We start from the raw sequence: 20,362 nt of genomic DNA, 5'->3' as shown, positions 1-20,362 counted from the left end.
GCAATGGGCAGGGGAAAATCTTTCCCCTGGGGCGTTGAAGGCGGCACGCATGGCTGTGGAGGCAACGGGAACGGCTACTTCGGGGCTCCGCATGCTGCCGTCCCTGATCATTATCGGTGCTCAGCGCAGCGGTACCACCACACTGTACCGAATGCTCTCGGAGCACCCTTCGGTAATCCGGCCCACGGCATCAAAAGGTGTGGGTTACTTCGACCTCAACTATCATCGCGGTCTGCGCTGGTATCGTGGCCACTTTCCGTTAAAGGCGTTGACTGCAGGCGGATCGGCTCCGGACAGCCGGATCACGTTTGAAAGCAGCGGCTATTATTCTCACCATCCCTTGGCCGTACCGCGCCTGGCGGAGGACCTGCCGGGAGTCAAGCTGCTGATGATGCTTCGTGACCCCGTGGACCGGGCCTATTCGGCCCACCGGCATGAGTACAACCGGGGATTTGAAACGGAATCCTTTGAGCGTGCCTTGGAACTGGAACCGGAACGCCTGCACGGTGAGGTTGAAAAGATGCAGGCTGATCCCGCTTACCAGAGTTTTGCCCACCGGCATCATGCGTATCTGGGCCGCAGCCGGTATTGGGAGCAGGTGTCAAAAATCCACGAGGCGGTCGGCAAGGACCGGCTGTATCTGGTGGATGCCGACAGGTTTTTTGCCCGGCCTCATGAGGAATTCGAAGAGATTCAACGCTGGCTCGGCCTGCCCCGCTGGCAACCGGAGAAGGTCATGGCCTGGAACGCGCAACCCCGTGAGCCGATGGAACCGCAGCTTCGCGAACGGCTTATGTCCTACTTTGAACCCTACGACCAGCAGTTGGCTGAAGCGGCCAGTATTCCTCTTTCCTGGCGTCGCTAGCGCCAGCCCTGCACAACCAACGCGTCCCTAGCGCCAGCCCCGACAATCAACTCTGCGCAACATAACGCCTGAATTCAGTCCGCGGATGCGCCAACGCAGCCGCTTTTTCACGCATCCGCAAGCGGCCATGTTTCGCTGCCCAGCCACGGGGGGGTGGGTACTTCTTTCGCCCGCTCCTACTGCGTAGTTGGTGCCTTAGACTACTTGTTTTCATCGTTTCCTCAGGCACGCATACTTCTGGTATTCATCAACGCCAGGGCTGCCACACCCCATTCCTGCTGACCTGCGCCAAGCGGGCTTGATTATGCCGGGGGTGGCGACGGAAAGTAGGGAATCGTGCGTCGGTCTCTTTTGAAGGCAAGTGTCCACCAGTTCGGCCGTCGGCCGGCGTTCCGGATCAGTGGCGTCCGCTGGCTATGGTCCCTGGTTACACTTGCACTTTGTTCGACGTTCTTGGTGGCACCTTTTGGACAGTCGACGGCGAATGCCGTCCAACCCGGACAACAGAATGTGGTGGTCAGCGACAACCCCGTGCGGTGGACGCCTCACGTCCTGGATGGGTATGTCTCCGGGTTTGCTCAGGTGGGTAACCTCATGATCGCCGTTGGCAACTTCACCAGCGTGCGCACGCAGGCGGATACGACGACCATCGCCCGGCAGAACATCTTCGCCTTCACCAACCCCGCCGGGGACATCACGGCACTCAACCCGGTGGTCAATGGCGAGATCATGGATGTCCTGGCCACCGGCGACGGCAGCACAGTATGGATCGTCGGCTCCTTTTCCAGCGTTAACGGTGTCACCGCCCGAGGCATTGCGAAGCTCAATGTGCTCACCGGAGCGATTGACCCCTCGTTTTCCCCGCCGGCGTTCGACGGCCGCATTAACCAAGTAATGCTCCGCGGCAACCGGCTGTACCTAACTGGCCGCTTCCTGAATGTCAATGGTCAGCCGCAGCCGCTGTTGGCGGCGGTCAATCCGAGCACCGGTGCCTTGATCCCCGGCGTGCAGCTCACAGCCAGCGGCGCCAGGACAGGTGGCGGCACAGCCAACTCCGGTGAGGAGGGGACGCTTAATCTGATGCGAGTGGACATCACCCCGGACGGATCCCGGCTGGTCGGCATCGGAAACTTTAACACCATCAACGATCAGATCCGGCCGCAAATCTTCATGATGGACCTGACCACCTCTCCGGTGTCGCTGGCCAACTGGTCCACCGACCGGTTCTCCCCGGTCTGCAACCCGATCTTTGACAGCTACATGCGGGATGTGTCCATCTCCCGCGATGGGAAGTATTTTGTGATTGGCACCACCGGCGCCTATCGTGCCGGTTCTATGTGTGATGCCATTTCCCGCTGGGAGATCGGACCCACCGGAGACAATCAGCAGCCAACTTGGGTGGATTACACCGGTGGTGACACGATCACCCGCGTCGCTGTGACTGACACCGCGATCTACGTCGGCGGTCATCAGCGCCGGCTCAACAACCCCTTTGTCGGGGACGCCATCGGACCGGGTGCGATTGCCCGGATGGGTCTGGCTGCCGTCGATCCACGCAATGGACTGCCCCTTGCCTGGGATCCGGGCCGGACCCGCGGCTATGGCGTTTACGGTTTTTGGGCCACAGACGCCGGGCTCTGGATTGGCAGCGATACGGACAGGATCTCCGGCTACCAATACCACGGCCGGCTTGCGTTCATGCCGATCAAGGGCGGAACACCGCTGCCCAAAGACTACTCCGGGGCGCTGCCGTCAGACGTCTTTCTGGCCGGATCAGCACTGGATGACAGTGGCACGGCCCTGCCCGCCACCTCGCTGATCAAGCGCGCGTTCAATGGCAGCGCTGTCACGGCGTCGGCAGATGTCAGCACCTCCCAGGACTGGGGAACCACCCGGGGGCTGTTCATGGTAGATGGCAATCTGTACAGCGCGCAGGCGGACGGAACGTTCGTGGTGCAGACCTTCGATGGCACCACGCTGGGTGCGCCTTCGGTGATCGACCAACGAGGGCTTACAGATTTTCCTGCTGAACTTCCGCACATGACGGGGTTGGTCTATGACCCTGCAACATCGCGGATCTACTACACCCTGGACAATGACAGCCGCCTCTTCTACCGGTATTTCGGCACTCAGATCAATATTGTTGGCGCTGAGCGGTTCGTGGCGACGGGTAATATTGCCGGCTTGAACTGGCGTAACGCCCGTTCCCTGCTGCTGGATGGCACCAAACTTTACGTCGGCGACAAATCGGGGGCCCTGACCAGGTGGGACTGGAACCCGACGACGGCGATGCCGGCAGAGGGCTCCAACGTGGTGGTCTCCGGACCATCGGTGGATGGGATTAACTGGCAGGGCCGCGACGCCTTCGTGTTCGCCGCAACGAAACCGGCGCCGGTACCGGCGCCAAGTCTGGCCGCCGCATTCACCACCAAGAACGCCGACAAGGTACTTTCCGTCGACGGCAGCAGCTCGACCACAGCGACCGGGTCAATCAGCTCCTACTCCTGGGACTTTGGCGATTCAACATCGGGCACGGGCAGCACAACAACCCACAGTTATGCCAACTTTGGCACTTACACGGTGACTCTGACAGTCCGGAACAGCGCCAACGCGACGGCGGTCTCCTCACACGTGGTGCGGATCGCCGCGGCAAGCATCACCGCCGGGCCGACGGTTCCTGCCGACGCCTACGGCGCGGAGGTGTTCAATGCCCAACCGGATCTGTTCTGGCGTCTCGGCGAAAGCACGGGCACCGTGGCGGCAGATTCGGGTCCCTCCGGAATACCGGGGAACTACAGCGGTGGCCTGACCCGCGGCCAAGAGGGTGTTCTGCCTGCCATCCCGAACACAGCCACCGCCTTCGGCGGTTCCAATGGCCTCGTGTCCAGTCAGTCAACATTCATTAACCCCGGTCCTTACAGCACCGAAATCTGGTTCAAAACCAGCACGCAGACCGGCGGTGGCCTAATCTCCTTTGGCAGTGCTCAAACCGGTCTTTCCAGTAACCACGACCGCAAGGTCTACATGAAGAATGACGGCACGCTGACCTTCGGTGCCTATCCCGGGCACGAGGCTACAGTCAACACGACCAAGGCCTATAACGACGGCAAATGGCACCAGATGGTGGCGACCCAAGGTCCTGCAGGAATGCGGCTGTATGTTGACGGCACCCTTTCCGGCGAGAACCCGGAGCCGGGTGCACAAAACTACTCCGGCTACTGGCGTGTGGGTGGGGACTCTTCCTGGTCCGGTGCCAGCAGCAGCTACTTCAACGGTGTCCTCGACGAGGCGGCTGTTTACGGTTACGCCCTCAGTGCGGCGGCGGTGGCGCACCACTACGAGCTCGGTACGGCCGTCCCGGCCGCCAGCCAAATTCCAACAGCAAAGTTCACCCCCACGGTGAACAACCTCGATCTGGCGGTGGATGGAACCGCCTCCAGCGGGGCAGACGGAACCATCACTTCTTACAGCTGGCAGTTCGGTGACGGCACCACCGCAACCGGTGCGACCGCCTCGCACACCTACGCTGTCAAGGGGACGTACTCCGTCCGGTTGACCGTTATCAACAGCCGAGGATTGTCCGCCTCCACCACACAGGTGGTTCGAGCTGGAGTTCAGGCCTCGGGCCAGGCGCCCACGGACGCATACGGGAAGCGGATCTTTGCCGATTCCCCGGACATCTTCTGGCGCCTCGGTGAAACTGCCGGACCGGTGGCGGCAGATGCGAGCGGGCTTGGAAACTCCGGCAATTACCGCGGTACCAGCACCTTGGGCGTTCAGGGAGCGGTTCAGGCGACGCCGGATACGGCCGCAACCTTCGATGGAGTCAGCGGTTTCGTTTCGAGCAACTCCAGCTTTCCCTCTCCCGGGGCGTTCAGCACGGAACTGTGGTTCAAAACCACCAGTCAGACGGGGGGAACGCTGATCGGCTTCGGCCATGAGGCAGCCGGACTGTCCGGGCAGCACGATCGGATGGTGTACATGAAGAGTGATGGCACCTTGGTTTTCGGCACCTACCCCGGCTACACGGCAATGGTCGCCTCGCCTCAGGCCTACAACAACGGTGCCTGGCATCATGTCGTCGCTACCCAGGGTTCCGCCGGGATGCGACTCTACGTGGACGGTGTGCTGGTGGGCCAGCGCGCGGATACGACTGGTGAAAGCTACACAGGCTACTGGCGGGTTGGTGCCGACACGACGTGGGGCGGCACCACCAGTGCGTACATCGCGGGCACCATTGATGAGGCTGCGGTTTACGGCTACGCACTCACTGGGGACACAGTTGCCCAGCACTACCAGCTGGGTTCCGCGGCGGCGCCAGTCAATACGCCTCCGGTGGCGGCCTTTACCTCGGCCGTGGACAATCTCAGCGTCAACGTGGATGGAACCTCTTCGTCGGACGCTGACGGATCGGTTGCTTCCTACGCCTGGGCATTCGGCGATGGCGGAACCGCCACCGGCGCGACTGCCCAGCACAGCTATACGGCGGCCGGCGACTACACCGTGACCTTGACCGTAACGGACGACAAGGGAGCGACAGCCAGCCTGGACCAGCAGGTAACAGTGACGGCTCCGGGGGTTAATGTGCCGCCGGTGGCGTCGTTTACGTCGGTGGTGGATGGTTTGGGTGTGCGGGTTGATGGGTCGGGGTCCTCGGATTCGGATGGTTCGGTGATTGGGTATGCGTGGTCCTTTGGTGATGGGTCTTCGGGGACGGGGGCGCAGGCCTCGCATAGTTATACCGCTGGCGGGGATTATGTCCTGACGTTGACGGTCACTGATGATCAGGCGGCGACGGCGGTGTTGTCCCGGACGGTGAGTGTGGTTGCGCCGGTGGTCAATAAGGCGCCGGTGGCGGCTTTCACGCCGGTGGTGACGAATTTGGGTGTGGTGGTTGACGCGTCGGCCTCGACGGATTCGGATGGCACGGTGGATGCGTATGCGTGGAGGTTTGGTGATGGTGGGACGGCCACTGGTGTTGCTCCCTCACATGCTTATGCGGTGGCGGGGACGTATCCGGTGACGTTGACGGTGACGGATGACCGGGGTGCGACGGGGACGGTGACGGTGCAGGTGAAGGTCACTGATCCGCCGGCGAACCAGGTGCCGGTGGCGTCGTTCTCTTCGGCGGTGTCGGGGCTCAGTGTTGCGGTGGATGGGTCGGCGTCGGCGGATCCGGATGGCACGGTGGCTGCGTATGCGTGGACGTTTGGTGATGGTGGGACGGCCACTGGTGTTGCTCCCTCGCATGCTTATGCGGTGGCGGGGGATTACACGGTGACGTTGACGGTGACCGATAACGGGGGTGCGAAGGGTACGGTGTCGGCTCCGGTGACGGTGTCGGCGCCGCCGGCGGCTGCGGCGGTCACGTTCCGGGCTGGGGCGCAGACGAATGTGAATAGTTCATCGCCTGATCTCAAGGTTCCCGCTGAGGTCCAGGCCGGTGATGGGTTGTTGTTGATGGCGACGGTGAATACGACGTCGGCGACGGTGGGCACGCCCTCGGGTGTGAGTGGTTGGGAGTTGGTGGAGTCCCAGGATGGTGCTTCGCTTCGGACGTTCCTGTGGTCGAAGGTGGCGCAGGCCGGGGATGCGGGGAAGCAGGTGGTGGTGCCGCTGGGCCTGATTGCGAAGACGTCGCTGCAGTTGGTGGCGTATAAGGGTGTGACCGGACCGAACTGGATTGCTGCCCATGCCTCCGCTATTGACACCACGTTGGGGACCGCGCATAAGACGCCGCAGTTGCCAGTTACGACGGCGGGCAGCACGTTGGTCTCGTACTGGGCGGATAAGGGCAATGTTGATGATGGCTGGACGGTGGATAAGGACGTGGCGGTGAGGTCAACGACCACCGGTGTTGGTAGTGGCCGGATCACGGCGGTGCTGGGTGACAGTGGCCCGTTGGCGGTCGGCTCTGCCGGTCAGCTTACGGCTACGGCCCTGGCCGCGTCGGCGAAAACCGCTACCTGGTCCATCATCCTGCGCCCCGGATCGTAAGCCTGGATCTTAAGGCCGGACCGTAACATCCCGTCAGAGGCTGGGTTGGGTGGGCCGGGACTTTGCGGATAAAATCGTAAAGGACCGGCCCATCGGCCGCATCAAGGTCCGCATCAAGGGAGATTTAAGTTGGCAACGGCTGCACACGCGAGCTCGCCAGGGCAGGTGGAACCTGCCTTGAACAACGCTGAAGTCCTGCGGATCCGCAATGATTTTCCGATCTTGGCCCAGCAGGTGACCGGCGTGCCGCTGGTGTATCTGGATTCCGGCGCCACTTCGCAGAGTCCCAGCAGTGTGTTGGAAGCGGAACAGGAATTTTACGAGCAGCGCAACGCAGCGGTGCACCGCGGTGCGCACCAACTGGCGGTCGAGGCAACGGATGCCTTTGAGGATGCCCGTTCGGCAGTTGCGGACTTCGTCGGCGTCCGGGCTGAGGAATTGGTCTGGACCGCAAACGCCACGGCCGGACTGAACCTGCTTGCCTACTCCTTCTCCAACGCTGACGCGTCCGCGGGCGGCGGACCGGGTTCGGGAGCCCGCTTCGCCCTGTCGGCCGGGGACGAGGTGCTGGTGACCGAGATGGAGCACCACGCCAATCTGATTCCTTGGCAGGAACTGTGCCGTCGCACCGGCGCCACACTGCGCTACATTCCGATCGACGACGATGGCGCCCTTCGGCTGGAAGAGGCCCAGCGGCTGATCACCGCCCGGACCAGAGTGCTGGCCTTCACACATGCCTCCAACGTTTTGGGCATTCTCAACCCGGTGGCCACCTTGGTGGCGATGGCACGCGAAGTGGGAGCACTGGTCGTGCTGGACGCCTGTCAGTCTGCGCCACACCTGCCGCTGGATCTGAAGGCGCTCGGCGTGGACTTTGCCGTTTTCTCCGGGCACAAAATGCTGGGACCCACCGGGATCGGGGCCCTGTACGGCCGCCGTGAACTGCTGGACGCGATGCCGCCATTCCTGACGGGAGGATCCATGATCACCACCGTCACCATGGAGGAGGCTCAATATCTGCCCGCGCCGCAGCGCTTCGAAGCGGGAACGCAGCCCATTTCCCAAGCCGTGGCCTTCGCGGCGGCGGTGCGCTATCTGGAAGAGACCGGGATGGATCGGATCGCTGGCTGGGAAGCGGAACTGGGCCAGCGCCTGGTTTCGGGTCTGGGCGGCATCGAGGGAATCCGGGTCCTGGGACCGGCCGCCGGCCGGCCACGGACCGGACTCGCAGCTTTCGACGTCGCCGGGGTGCACGCGCACGACGTCGGCCAGTTCCTGGACAGCCGGGGAATCGCCGTCCGCGTCGGTCACCATTGTGCTCAGCCGCTGCACCGTCGGCTGGGGCTGACCGCCTCCACCCGGGCCAGCACCTACCTGTATAACACCACCGATGAAGTGGATGCTTTTCTGGCCGCAGTTTCGGAGGTCCGCGGCTATTTCGGTGTCGCGAGAGATGAAGACGGGGCACACGGATGAGCGCGCTGGATGCGTTGTACCAACAGATCATCCTGGACCACGCCAAACTCCGGTATGGCGGGGATCTGCCGGAGAGTCAGACCGCAGCCGCTCCCCTTGCCGCTGGTGTCGGTCAGTCCCATCAGCTGAACCCGGTCTGCGGGGATGAAATCACCCTTCGGGTGGAAGTCCAGGATGGAGCTGTGGCCGCTGTGCACTGGAACGGCGACGGCTGCGCCATTTCGATGGCCTCCGCCTCGGTGCTGAGCGAACTTGCCCCCGGCCTGGGACCAAAGGAACTTCAGGCGGTGATTGAAAGCTTCCGCGAGGTGATGCGCTCGCGCGGAAAAATCGAAGCGGACGAGGAAGTTCTCGGCGATGCCGCGGCACTGTCCGGGGTGTCCAAATATCCGGCGCGGGTAAAATGCGCGATGCTCTCGTGGGTGGCCGCCGAAGATGCGCTGTATCAAGCCGTAACTCCGGCGTGAATCACCCTCCCGGAGGTATTGACATGAGGCAACAGGAATGGCGTGTCCGGCCGATTTCACTGTCAATGAGAGAAGAGAATAAGAAGTTAACCAAATTAGGGGAGTTGCGAGTGGACCACGGTCTCGATTTGCTGGACGGGTTGCCCGAGGAAAACGAGCGGCATCCGCGTAAAAAGCGTCATACCGGCCGAAACGTGCTGCTGGCCTTAGTTGCCATCTTCGTGGTGATCGCGGCCGTCGCCGGCATCTTTGTCTTTAATCTCGCACACTCATTCGACTCCAAGTCGCAGAAGATAGCGCAGGCCTTCCCGTCGGAAGTTCTGCGTCCCGCCAAGGCCACCACGGGCGCTGCGGCCACGGCACAGAACATTCTCTTGCTGGGCAGCGACAGCCGCGGCGACTCGGTGGATATGGCCTCGGGTGGCAGTGCCTCAAACCAGCGCTCGGACACAATGATGCTGGTGCACGTTCCGGCCGACCGTAAAAACGTTTACATCATGTCGATCATGCGTGACACTTGGGTGGATATCCCGGGCCATGGTCAGGCCAAAATCAATGCGGCGATGGCCTTCGGCGGGATTCCGTTGACGGTCCAGACTTTGGAGGGAATGTTCGGCACCCGGATAGACCATGTCGCGGTGGTGGACTTCGAGGGCTTCAAAGCCATCACGGATGCCGTCGGAGGTGTGCCGGTGAACTCCCCACAGGCCTTTACAACGGGGAAATTCAGCTACTCCAAGGGGGTTCAAACCCTCAATGGCGATGAGGCCCTGGCATTTGTGCGTGAACGGCATGCCTTCGCGGACGGCGACTACACCCGGGTGAAGGACCAGCAACTCTTCCTGAAATCGGTCATTTCGAAGGTTTTGACGCCTTCGGTGCTGGCCAATCCGCTGAAAATCAGCGACGTTGTCAACACCGTCTCTCCCTTTATCAGTGTGGACAAGTCCTTGGACGCCGCTGCAATGGGGTCCTTGGCCCTCGAACTGCGCAATATCAGACCGTCGAATGTCGAGTCGTTTACGTTGCCGACAAAGGGGACTGGAACATCCGCGGACGGCCAATCCATCGTGATAAAGGATGATGAAGCCATCAGCGGGATCTCGAAGGCCCTCAAAACGGATCAGCTGGGGTCATTCCTGCAGGTGTCCAACCTGGTGAAGTAGCCGGTAAAGCAGACAGCCGACCCTCGAGCCGGGTGTTTTCGCACATGCTGTAGGATTAGGCGGCAGACCCGGAATTTTTCCTTCACTGTACCGTGTTCCGCGCGGAATCCGCGTCGCGCTGTGCTATGCAAATTTCGGGTGGCCATCTTGTTTGTGGTTGGACGTCGTCGTCTAAGAGTCCAACAGCCGCAGCCTTTGGGCCGCGGAAGCCCCGGGATAGGGGTACTAGATATTTGAGGGGTTGGCATGGGGAAAATACGCTTGAACCGAGTAGTGCGCGCCTGCGCGGTGGCCGGGAGCATTACGGTGGTCTCGCTTTCTGCACTCTTTGCTGTCTCCCCGGCGATGGCCCTCGATAACGGTTTCCTGGATCCCGGCGTTGCGGAGAGCCCCGTGACGACGTATCAGTCGACGGCGACTGATACGGCGACTGATACGTCGACGGCGACTGATACGTCGACGGCGACTGATACGGCGACTGATACGTCGACGGCGACTGATACGTCGACGGCGACTGATACGGCGACTGATACGGCGACTGATACGGCGACTGATACGTCGACGGCGACGGGTACTTCGCCCGGGACTGGTACGTCTACGGCGGCTGAGCCCTCGCCGCCGTACACGCCGCCTCCGGTGGTTCAGCCTCCAGTTAATCCTGCTCCAGTGGTCGTACCTCCCGTTGAAGCTGTCCCTACTGACGAAGTTGCTCCGCCGGTGGAAGTTTCGCCGTCTGAGGAACCGGCTCTGCCGACGCCTGAGACCAGCGCCACCGCCGAATCCGCAACGTCGTCGCCGTCGGCCTCTCAAACTGCCCAGCCGACGGCGTCAGCCAAGCCGAGCCGTACCGCTCAGGCCAAGGCAACGAAAAGTGCCAAGTCTCCAACGGCCGCAGCCAAGAAAGCCAACATGACCCTGGCCTCGGCGGCAGGAAGTTCGCCGCTCATGCAGGGACTCACCGTCACGGTTCTGCTGGCGTTGGGCTATTTCTACTTCAAGGTGCTGCGGGCCAAAGGCAAGCACGGGCCCGGCACCAGTGGTAAGTAGCAGCGTGGCTAGCCGGCATTTTCGGCAGGGTCACCACAGCTCCGGTACCGCAGCGCCGCCGCGCATCCTGCTGCTGGCCCATTCGTACTGGCCCGAGCACAGCCCGCCGCAGCGCCGCTGGAGCAGCCTTATCCGGGAGTTCCGCCAATCCGGCTGGGGGATTGACGTGGTGGTTCCCGTTGCGCATTTCCCGATCGGCCGGCGGGACCTGCCACGCAAACTCGCTGGCACGCCCTTCCGTGGCCAGGAAGGACCTTTCGGGGAGCGTATTAAGCGCGTTCCGTATTTGCGGCACAGTGGCCACTCACATCTGGCCCGCCTGCTGGATCAGGTCTATTCGGCCGCCATGTCCGTCCCTGCGGGAATGATGTGGCGCAGACCTGATGTCATCGTTGTCACCGCCCCGTCCCTGCCGATCCTGGTGGCGGGATACATCCTGTCCACGCTGCGCCGGGTGCCGTTGATCGTGGAGATGCGCGACGCCTGGCCGGACCTGGCCCGCGATGCCCGGCTGGTGCAGGGCAGCGTCAAGAGCGTGGTGGAGCGGGTGGTGGAGTTTATCCAGCGCCGCGCGGATATGGTGGTTACGGTCACGGAGGGATTCGCCCAGACCTTGCGCCAGCGCGGCGTTGTCAACGTGCATACGGTCAGCAACGGTCTGGACGTGGAGACCATACCCTTCCTGGAAGCACCAACGCTTGAGCCGGCGACGTTTCAGGCGCTGTATCTGGGCAACCACGGCGAGAGCCAGCGCCTTGATGTGGTGATTAAGGCCAGCGCCCTGGTCGGGAAGGGGATGCAGCTGCACATGGTGGGTCACGGCACCAAGCGTCCGGAACTGATGAACTTGGCCCGCAAGCTCAACGCGCCCGTGACGTTCTACCCGTCCCTTCATGGCGCGGCCGTCCTGGAACGCTATGCCGCCGCCGACACCTGCATTGTGTCGTTGCGCGATGACTGGAAGTCCTTCGAGACCACCGTTCCGTCCAAGACCTACGAGGTGATGGCGATCGGCAGGCATGTAACGGCGGTGGTCCGCGGCGAGGCCGAGCGGATCATCGTGGATGCCGAAGCAGGCGACGTGGTCCAATGCACCCCCGAGGCTGTTGCCGCTTTATGGCGGGATCTCGCTGTCAACCGCGGCCGGCTGATCAGCAGCGACAGCGGCCGCCAATGGGTCAAGGAGCACGCGGACTACGCGCAGTTGTCCGGCCGCTATATGGATCTGATTTCGTCCCTGCTGCCCGACGGCGAACTCAGGAGGAAGCGCAGCCGGGCCGCAGTTCGGCATCAATCAGCCCGCCGGTTTCGATAACGAACCGGCGCAACCACTCGATCGGGCCAAAGTCGGGCTGGCTCGCCACCATCTGTACCTTGGCGTGCGTGCATTGCCGAATCAGGACCGCGGCCCGGGTGACGTGGTAGCGGGAGGTGACCACCGTAATCGACTTCCAGCCTTTGGAGGCAACCAGTCTGCCGATGCTTGCCGCTTCGCCGCGGGTATCCAGATCCGAGGGATGGAAACAGAGCACACCTGCTCCGCCGGATGCAGCGGCGCCTGCAGACCGCCCGCAGAGCTGGTCGGCCGAAAGGTTGCCCGGCGTATGCGTGTTGGAAAGTACCAGGACGGGAATGTTCAAGCTTTCCTGAACTTTCTCGGCTATGGGAAGGCGCTCGTCACTGTCGCCCCCCAGCATAATGACGGCATCGGTTCTCTCCGGGCTCGGCAGCGGCACGTCGTAGAAGAGCCGGAAAGCGATAAACAGCCAGAGCAGAAACACGGCCAGAGCGGCGGCGGCTCCCCGGAGCGCCAATTTCCTGGCGAATAGGGGGGAAGTTGGCACGCTGTCCATTCTCCTCCATTTTCAGGGGCGTCAGAAACCAGACAGACGAACCATACCCGTACCCATCATTAGTCCGGCACCTTGGACCGCCGCCCTTTAGCGTGCCGGATGCCGATCCGCTTGCCCCCTGCGCTTCCCACTCTGCTCCGGTGGCCACGCCAGCCGCGGAACACCAGCACGACCAGCGTGCCGAGAACGGCCCCCAAGGTGTTCACTTCGACGTCCTTGACAGTGGCGTACCGCTCGCTGAGAAACAGAAGCTGTCCCAGCTCAATACAGACGGAGGCACCGACGCCCACGAGAATTGCCAGCCACCAGCGTCGAAGTGGCACCGCGGCAGCCATCAACAGGCCGAAGGGAACGAAGAGAACCACGTTTGCGGCCGATTCAACAAAAGCGTAGTTGATCCACGTCGGAGCATCATGGGTTTGCAGATAGGTTAGGACGATGTTGAGCTGGACATCAATCGGGCGGTCAACCGGGGTGGGCCAGAAAGCGATCAGGGCCAGAACCAGCAAATAGAGCGCCAGCAGCGCCAGGATCCACCGATTTTTCTTCACAGCGCGTTGGGCGAACTGATGAGCGCGCCAGCACCGCTGAGGGTCAGGTTGCCCACCTCGCCGCCATCGACCGTCTGGGCGGGCAGCTCCGTGCCGCCCATGGGGAGTGTGAACCTCACCCTGGTTCCCACGCCAAGCTCACTGTGCAGTTCGATGGTCCCGCCGTGGCTCTCGAGGATGGTCTTGGTGATCAGGAGGCCGAGTCCAACCCCTGGGATGGCACTTCGCCGTACGGCTCCGGCCCTGAAGAACTTGGTGAACGCTTCCGCGGTCTCCGCCTCGTCCATACCGATGCCATTGTCCTGCACCTCGCAGAGCAGCTGGCCCTCCTGAACCCAGGCGCGCACCGCCACTGAACCGCCGTCGGGCGAATACTTGATGGCGTTGGAAATCAGGTTGTCGAGCACCTGACCAATTCGGCCCACATCGAAAATTGCCATCAGCGGCCCATGGCACTCATTGATCAGCGTCACTCGGTTGTCCGTGGCGCGCGGAGCTGCGGAGTCCAGGCATAACTCAATTAGCTCAGCCATATCCGCGTGCCGGGGTTTGATGTCCAGGGCGTGGGTTGCGACCGAGAGCAGATCCGAGACCAGATCAAGCAGCCGGTCCGCGTTGCGCTCGGCGACTTTGAGGTACTGGACGACGGCGGGTGGCAGGGTCTGGGCGTCCTCGAGAGCGAGGCCGATGTAGCCGAGGATGGAGGTCAGCGGCGTGCGGAATTCGTGCGATATGTTGGAGACAAAATCGTCCTTGGCCGCCAGCGCGTTCACCAGTTCGGTCACATCGTAAAAGGCGACGACGGAACCGGCTGGGCGGCCAGCGTCATCCCCGATGGGCCGGGCGGTTGCGGACAGCGCCCGGCTCCCGGCTCCCTGACCAATCCAGATCAGCATATCGGTGAAGCTGTCACCGCCGACCGCCCGCTGCACCGGGCGTTCGGCCAGCGGCAGCGCCGTCTTCTGGTCCGGGGCAAAGATCAGCAGCTCCTGCTCGGAGGGGTCTGGATTTCCCGCCGGAGCTGCCAGCTGGTGGAACTTCTTCTGTTTCCGGTTCAGCATAATGTCGTGGCCGTCCGCATCCACGGCCACCAGTCCAACTGTGATGGTCTCGACAATCGCATCCAGCAATTGCTCACGTGCCCGGCTCGCGGCCAGGGCAGCCCGGAACTGGGCATCCTTGGCGAGCAGAATATGCCGCTGGGCCGCCATGCTGGTCGTCATCACACTGACGGTGATCGCAATCGCCAGCGTTATCAGCGGCAGCAGCATGGGCCGGGCAAGGGCCTGGCCCGAAATGGGACCCGCCTCGGCCACCACGGGGACCCAGACAATCATCAGCATAGCCACGAAACTGACCACAATGGCCGTCCTGCGCGCGAGTCCCGAAGCAGCGAGCCAGAAGACCGGGAAAACCGCCAGCATCCCCAACCCGGTGATGGTTTCGATGCTGCCCTGGCGGGAGAAGCCCACTGCCACGAAGTCAAGGTAGGGGATCACCAGGAAGCTGGGATAAGGAATCCGTTCCCAGGGCACCAGCACGCAGGCCGCCAACAGCAGGGCATGCATCAACAGGCCAAGCTGGAACAGCGGATTGGCCATCGTCTCGGGGTGGAAGAAAATCGCCACCGCCAATACCAGCAGCACCGAGACGGTCAGCGGGAGCTGCGTCAGCAGGACACGGATCCGCAGGCTGCGCTGGTAAAAGAATTTATTGATCAAAGGAGCTGTGCCGGCGGCGATCATGCCGGAACCCTCGGCGGGCATTGCGGGCATGAGGCAAAACCTTTCGAGCTATAGCAGTCTCGTGGACGCGGTGCAGGTCCGGCGGTGGTGCAGGTCCAGCGGTGTTGAAGCCCGGCGGTGTGGCTGGACAGCGAAGTCTTGCTGCGGCACGGGTGTGTCGCAGCTAACGTCTACTACAAGTATAGGCCGCGCTGTATACTGCAACGGCGGGTCTCCCAGGTTAACAGTGACCTGGTCTGCAGTTAACTATGGGGGTACGGAATGGACAGTACTCGGATTGCTGTCATTATCGAAGATGATCGCGATATTCGTGACCTGATCGAGGTGGTCCTGGTCCAGTCGGGCTTCGAGGTCCATGCGGTCGGCCGCGGCGCCGCGGGCGTCGAAGCTGTTCGGCAATATCATCCAAGCGTAGTCACGTTGGACCTCGGCCTGCCGGATATCGATGGCTTTGAAGTTGCCCGCCAGATCCGGTTGTTCAGTGACAGCTACATCATTATGCTCACCGCCCGCGCCGAAGAGCTGGACACCTTGATGGGGCTCGAATCCGGCGCGGACGACTACCTGACCAAACCCTTTCGTCCCCGTGAGTTGCGTGCCCGCGTAGCGGCGATGCTTCGCCGCCCCCGTCTAGGTTCGGTTGCCGAAGATCTCCACTCGGTTACGACGACGACGACGGCAACAGCGGATGCGCTCGTCGCCTCCACCACTGCGGCCGACACCAGGGAATTCGTGGCAGCCCCGGCAGTTGCTTTGCCAGCAGTTGCTTTGCCGGCAGCAGACGACGCCGCCATGGCAGCGGCGTGGGCGTCTTCGGAGAACAGTCCATCCGCGCTGGTTTCCGGCCCAGGCCAGGCCAGCCTGGCCGGTTCCGGAACCGCCGCGGTCCAGAAGGTCCACGATCACGGCCTCGGCAGCCTGATGCATAACGGCCTGCTGGTTAATGGCCCCGCAAGGACGGCGCTGGTGGACGGATCCGAGCTGGAGCTGACGCGCACAGAGTTTGACCTGCTGCACGCCCTGATGGAAAGCGGCAAGACTGTCCGTTCCAAGGCCGATCTGGTCCGGAGGCTGCGGGCCGAGCCGTACGACACCGGCGGCTATATCAGTGAGGCGGACGAGCGGACTATTGAGGTTCACATGGGTAACCTGCGCCGCAAACTCGGTGATGATTCCCGTGATCCGCGATGGGTCAAGACAGTCCGTGGGGTCGGCTACCGCTTAGCTCCGTGAGCCGCTTCCGGCGTTCCTGACCAAGCCCCGCGGTCGGAGTGGCAGCACGAGGTCCGCTCCGACCAACAAGCGGCCATCCCCTTACGACGCGGGAGTCCCGGCCGCCGCTTGATGATCGTCCGGCTGCGGCGTTCCTGCTGGCAGCCGCAGCACCGCCGTCGTGCCGTTTTCCGGATTGCCGATCAGGCGGATGGAACCGCCATGCCGGTCCACGATCGATTTTGCAATGCTCAGCCCAAGTCCGGCTCCGGGTACTGCGGAGTTACGGGCGCTGGCGCTGCGGTAGAACTGGCTGAAGACCAGCTCCGCATCCGCGGCGGAGATTCCGGTGCCCTGATCGGCAATCTCCAAAACGGCGTCGCCCGTGTCCGGGTCCTGCTGCAGGCAGACCGAGACGGCTGTGCCCGAGGGGCTGTACTTCACGGCGTTGGAGAGCAGGTTGTCCAACACCTGGCCAATTCGGTGCGGGTCCACCATCGCCGCAAGGGGTTGCCGAACCCGATTCTCGATGCGGATGCCGGCGTGCCGGGCCACCGGTGCGATGGAATCGACCGCGTTGTGCACCGCGGCGGCTAAATCCATCCGGACCGGACTGATGCTCATGGTGGACTCGGCGGCGGTCAGCAGATCCTGCACAATGGAACGCAGCCGCTGTGCATTGCGCTCAATCACATCCAGCTCCGGGGTGAAGGTTATGCCGGCCTCGTCCAAGCGTTCCCGGAGCAGGTCCGCATAACCGAGGATGGAGGTCAGCGGCGTGCGCAGCTCGTGCGAGACAGAGGCGACGAAGGCGTTCTGCGCCGTTAAAGCATCCAACAGCTGGGTCACATTGCTGAAGGCCACCACCACACCGGCAGATCCCGCATCGTTGCTTAGGATGGGCCGTGACGTGGCGTAGTAGGCGCGCCTACGCCCCTGCTCTTCAACCCAAAACAGGTAGTTGCTGTAGATCTCTCCCCGAATGGCACGGGCCACCGGCCGCCGGTCTGCCGGGACAGGGGTTTTACGGTCCGTCTCGAACATAATCTTTTGAGCCTCCCCGATGGCGGCCCATTCAGCCCTTGGAGCGCCGCGCCGCAGTGCCTCCTCCGCCGCATGCGCCTCCGAGGAGAGGCTGTCATTGTTGGCCAGGATTGCGTTGCCGTCCGGATCCAAGGCGATCACGCCCACGTCCACCGCGTCCAGAATGGAACGCAGCAGTTGGCGCTGCTCGCGGCTGTCCGAAAGTGCCCTTTCAAGCCGACCGGTGGTGGCGAGCACAGCTTGGGTCTGGCGCTCCAGTCGTGCGGTGACAACGCTGACCGTCAGCCCAACGGCTAGGACCACCACCGGGAAGATGGTCAAACGTGCCAGCTGCTGGGAGGTCAGAGACCCGGAAATGAACAGCAGCGGAATGCCAATCATTGCTGCCGTGGCGAGCGCGCCGATTACCGCACCGCGGTACTTGTCCGCAGAGGCCAGGCGGATAGCGGGGAAGACAGCGAGCAGACCCATGACGTCAAGCACGGATTGCGACCCTGCGCGGGACAGCCCGACAGCCAAAAAGCCCATCATGGGCAGCAGCAGCACGGCCTTGGCCCCCAGCAGATGCCAAGGGATAAGCAGTGCGGACACTATGGACAGCGCCAGCACCACGTAACCGGCCAGGAAGAGCGGATTGACCAACAGTTCAGGATGGAACGGAGCGTAGGCGGCTCCAATCACTACCATGGTGGTCAGCAGCGGAACTTGGGGCAGCAGGGCGGACGTGTGGCCCTCGCTGCCCAGCAGCAGCTTGGAAACGGAGGGGTGCTCCGGCGGGGGCCCGTCTGTCGATGTCATTCCGGCAGCCTTTTTCGTCGTCGTCGTCGTCGTGTTGGCGCATGCGTGATCGGCTCTTTGCACGGGTATTCGATGCCGCTGGCGACCCGGCGCAACCCGACCTGCCCAGCCTAGTTCACCCGCCTCTCTTCCCGGCCCCGTCTCCGCTCCAGGTCAGTGGGATTCGGCGGTTAACCCCAGAGGGACGGAGCTGAGAGGGAGGTGGAATGCTGGCTGTCAAGCATTTTCGAAGACGTCGGGGATGCCATCGCCGTCGGCATCGAGGGCCTCAAGTTCCTCGATCCGGCGGTAGTGCCGGTTACGGATCCGCAGCACGACGGCGGCCAGCAGGGCGGAGATCAGTGACCCGGTAAGGATGGCGACCTTGGCATGATCGTCGTGCGGGGAGTCCGTCCCGAAGCTCAGTTCGCTGATCAGCAGCGAGACCGTGAACCCCACGCCGGACATAAGCGCCAGGCCGGCGACGTCGACCCAGGCCAGGCCGTCGTCGAGCTTGGCCTTGGTGGTCTTGGTGACCAGCACGGTGGCGCCAAAGACGCCGATCGCTTTGCCGGCCACCAGTGCGACGACGATGCCCACGGCTACGCTGTCCCGCATCGCTGAGACGAAGCCCTCGGTCCCACCGATGGCAACGCCGGCTGAGAAGAAAGCGAACGCAGGCACGGCGATGCCGGCGGAAAGCGGCCGGAACCGATGCTCGAAATGCTCTGCCAGGCCGGGACCGGCCTCCGGACCGCCACCGCGCCGGGAACGGATCACCGGCACCGCGAAACCCAGCAGCACTCCTGCCACCGTGGCGTGGATGCCCGAGGCATGGACCAAAGCCCATACCGTGAAGGCAACGGGCAGCAGCAGATACCAGCTGCGGATACGTTTTTGGACCAGGAATGTGAACAGCGCCAGCGGGAGCAGGGCCAGTGCGAGCAGCTGGAGGTGCAGCTCTCCCGGGTAGAAAATGGCAATGATGGCGATGGCGATCAGGTCATCGACCACGGCCAGAGTGAGCAGGAAGGTGCGCAGCGCGGCGGGGAGGTGGGTACTGATTACGGCCAGCACAGCCAGCGCGAAGGCGATGTCGGTGGCGGTCGGGATGGCCCAGCCGTGCAGCGCTTCCGCGCCGGCTCCGGTGTTGAGCAGCGAATAGAGAACTGCCGGAACGGCCACTCCACCTGCGGCAGCGGCCACCGGGACGATGGCACGATTGAGCGTGCGCAGGTCACCGGCGATGAATTCGCGCTTCAGCTCCAGACCGGCGACGAAGAAAAAGATGGCCAGCAGGCCATCGGCAGCCCAGTGGCCGAGACTCAGGTCCAGACCCAGGAAGTCCACGCCAACGGAAAGATCCCGAAGGGAGAAATAACTTTGCGAGGCGGCGGAATTGGCCCAAATGAGGGCGGCCATGGTGGCGGCCAGCAACAGCGCGCCGCCAACGGTTTCCTTGCGCAGGATAGCCGTGATGCGCAGATGCTCGGGATAGCTGGAGCGCTTGAAGATTCGGGCGACGGCCTGAGCCGCGGGGGGAGGTGTGGCCATGAATGGTCCTCGATATTCGGTATGCCGTCCCGGACCAGGTCCGGGACGGAAAGGGTGCAGCAGAGCAACTGCCGACCAGACTTCCCGGCGCACCGTGCACCATTCTACCGGAGGTCCTCCCGCAGACCCACACTGAGGCGCGCGATTTCTGGCTTCGGTTCGGTAGGGGTTGCCGGGGATGTGGTCCCTTTCCAGCAGGTTCTCATTGCTACCGGCGGCGAGCTACTTCTGCCCGACATTCCCGGTGGTAGCGGTCAACTGTTCGGACCTCGGAGACGATTTTGTGCCGGGGCCAAGTGCCGGACCGGCTGTGACGCAGGTGCGTCCGGAGCAACAGGCCTGCGGTGGGGGCAACTTCACAGGAATCTTTTGCGTGTACTGCCCGTCCGTGGTCCGGTTCACGACGAATAAGTGATGAGCGTCCCGGCTTCGGGGTGCCAACATTGATACGAAGGATGATGATGTCCAGGAAATCACGGTTGTTGATTGCTCCTATGGTGGCCATGGGTGCTCTTGCCCTGGCCGGTACTCCGGCGATGGCAGCGCCCTCGTCCACGCTGACCGCGTCATCGCTGACCGCTTTGCGGTCCAGCCCGGTCATGGCGGCC

General features: G+C 62.9%; 15 protein-coding genes. 8 read left to right on the top strand and 7 right to left on the bottom strand.

What is annotated here, in order from left to right; all coding sequences use genetic code 11:
* Positions 1-49 precede the first annotated feature (49 nt).
* The 5 genes from IV498_RS07085 to IV498_RS07065 all read left to right on the top strand — a co-directional run bounded on the left by IV498_RS07085 (position 50) and on the right by IV498_RS07065 (position 9,971).
* On the top strand, positions 50-865 hold the full coding sequence (locus tag IV498_RS07085; RefSeq protein WP_330059270.1) for a sulfotransferase family protein: 816 nt from the start codon (positions 50-52) through the stop codon (positions 863-865).
* A 456-nt stretch (positions 866-1,321) separates the two neighbouring features.
* Positions 1,322-6,862 (top strand): PKD domain-containing protein, encoded by a 5,541-nt coding sequence (locus tag IV498_RS07080; protein ID WP_269045861.1) that lies wholly within the window; start codon positions 1,322-1,324, stop codon positions 6,860-6,862.
* A 177-nt stretch (positions 6,863-7,039) separates the two neighbouring features.
* On the top strand, positions 7,040-8,338 hold the full coding sequence (locus IV498_RS07075) for a cysteine desulfurase (RefSeq protein WP_269045860.1): 1,299 nt from the start codon (positions 7,040-7,042) through the stop codon (positions 8,336-8,338).
* Entirely contained in the window at positions 8,335-8,805 is a 471-nt protein-coding gene (gene sufU, locus IV498_RS07070; protein ID WP_269045859.1) for a Fe-S cluster assembly sulfur transfer protein SufU, read from the top strand. Before IV498_RS07075 ends, sufU begins: the two co-directional genes overlap by 4 nt.
* A 110-nt stretch (positions 8,806-8,915) precedes the next feature.
* Positions 8,916-9,971 carry an LCP family protein gene (locus IV498_RS07065; RefSeq protein ID WP_269045858.1) on the top strand — a complete coding sequence of 352 codons (1,056 nt, stop codon included), beginning with the start codon at positions 8,916-8,918 and terminating at the stop codon, positions 9,969-9,971.
* Between the two features lie 404 nt (positions 9,972-10,375).
* On the opposite strand, the gene IV498_RS07060 is transcribed toward IV498_RS07065, so the two are convergent.
* Positions 10,376-10,597 carry a hypothetical protein gene (locus IV498_RS07060; RefSeq protein WP_269045857.1) on the bottom strand — a complete coding sequence of 74 codons (222 nt, stop codon included), beginning with the start codon at positions 10,595-10,597 and terminating at the stop codon, positions 10,376-10,378.
* Positions 10,598-10,688: 91 nt separating this feature from the next.
* Between IV498_RS07060 and IV498_RS07055 the strand changes: the two genes are divergently transcribed.
* The gene (locus IV498_RS07055) at positions 10,689-11,018 is read left to right on the top strand and encodes a hypothetical protein (RefSeq protein ID WP_269045856.1); all 330 of its coding nucleotides are present in this window, start codon (positions 10,689-10,691) and stop codon (positions 11,016-11,018) included.
* A gap of 4 nt (positions 11,019-11,022) precedes the next feature.
* Positions 11,023-12,333 carry a glycosyltransferase family 4 protein gene (locus IV498_RS07050; protein WP_269045855.1) on the top strand — a complete coding sequence of 437 codons (1,311 nt, stop codon included), beginning with the start codon at positions 11,023-11,025 and terminating at the stop codon, positions 12,331-12,333.
* Here IV498_RS07050 and IV498_RS07045 read toward each other — a convergent pair.
* From IV498_RS07045 to IV498_RS07035, 3 genes are all read right to left on the bottom strand, one after another.
* Complete coding sequence (locus IV498_RS07045; RefSeq protein WP_269045854.1) at positions 12,275-12,862, bottom strand: YdcF family protein; 588 nt, start codon at positions 12,860-12,862, stop codon at positions 12,275-12,277. The genes IV498_RS07050 and IV498_RS07045 overlap by 59 nt on opposite strands.
* A gap of 68 nt (positions 12,863-12,930) precedes the next feature.
* Entirely contained in the window at positions 12,931-13,422 is a 492-nt protein-coding gene (locus IV498_RS07040; protein WP_269045853.1) for a VanZ family protein, read from the bottom strand.
* Entirely contained in the window at positions 13,419-15,197 is a 1,779-nt protein-coding gene (locus IV498_RS07035; protein ID WP_330059259.1) for a sensor histidine kinase, read from the bottom strand. The genes IV498_RS07040 and IV498_RS07035 overlap by 4 nt, the downstream gene beginning before the upstream one ends.
* 231 nt (positions 15,198-15,428) lie before the next feature.
* Between IV498_RS07035 and IV498_RS07030 the strand changes: the two genes are divergently transcribed.
* Complete coding sequence (locus IV498_RS07030; RefSeq protein WP_269045852.1) at positions 15,429-16,400, top strand: response regulator transcription factor; 972 nt, start codon at positions 15,429-15,431, stop codon at positions 16,398-16,400.
* 81 nt (positions 16,401-16,481) lie between these two features.
* Here the strand turns inward: IV498_RS07030 and IV498_RS07025 are convergent, their stop codons facing one another.
* The 3 genes from IV498_RS07025 to IV498_RS07015 form a co-directional block, all read right to left on the bottom strand.
* Positions 16,482-18,221 carry a sensor histidine kinase gene (locus IV498_RS07025; protein WP_269045851.1) on the bottom strand — a complete coding sequence of 580 codons (1,740 nt, stop codon included), beginning with the start codon at positions 18,219-18,221 and terminating at the stop codon, positions 16,482-16,484.
* A gap of 216 nt (positions 18,222-18,437) precedes the next feature.
* A complete protein-coding gene (gene nhaA / locus IV498_RS07020) occupies positions 18,438-19,754 on the bottom strand; it encodes a Na+/H+ antiporter NhaA (RefSeq protein WP_269045850.1) in 1,317 nt (438 codons plus the stop codon).
* Positions 19,755-19,962: 208 nt separating this feature from the next.
* Positions 19,963-20,362 (bottom strand): hypothetical protein (locus IV498_RS07015; protein WP_269045849.1); only part of this gene is annotated, 400 nt, incomplete at its 5' end.

This window comes from Paenarthrobacter sp. Z7-10, from assembly GCF_026932795.1.
Taxonomy (GTDB): domain Bacteria; phylum Actinomycetota; class Actinomycetes; order Actinomycetales; family Micrococcaceae; genus Arthrobacter_M.
The sequence above is the reverse complement of the archived record's forward strand: the minus strand, read 5'-3'. Positions and strand labels throughout refer to the sequence as shown.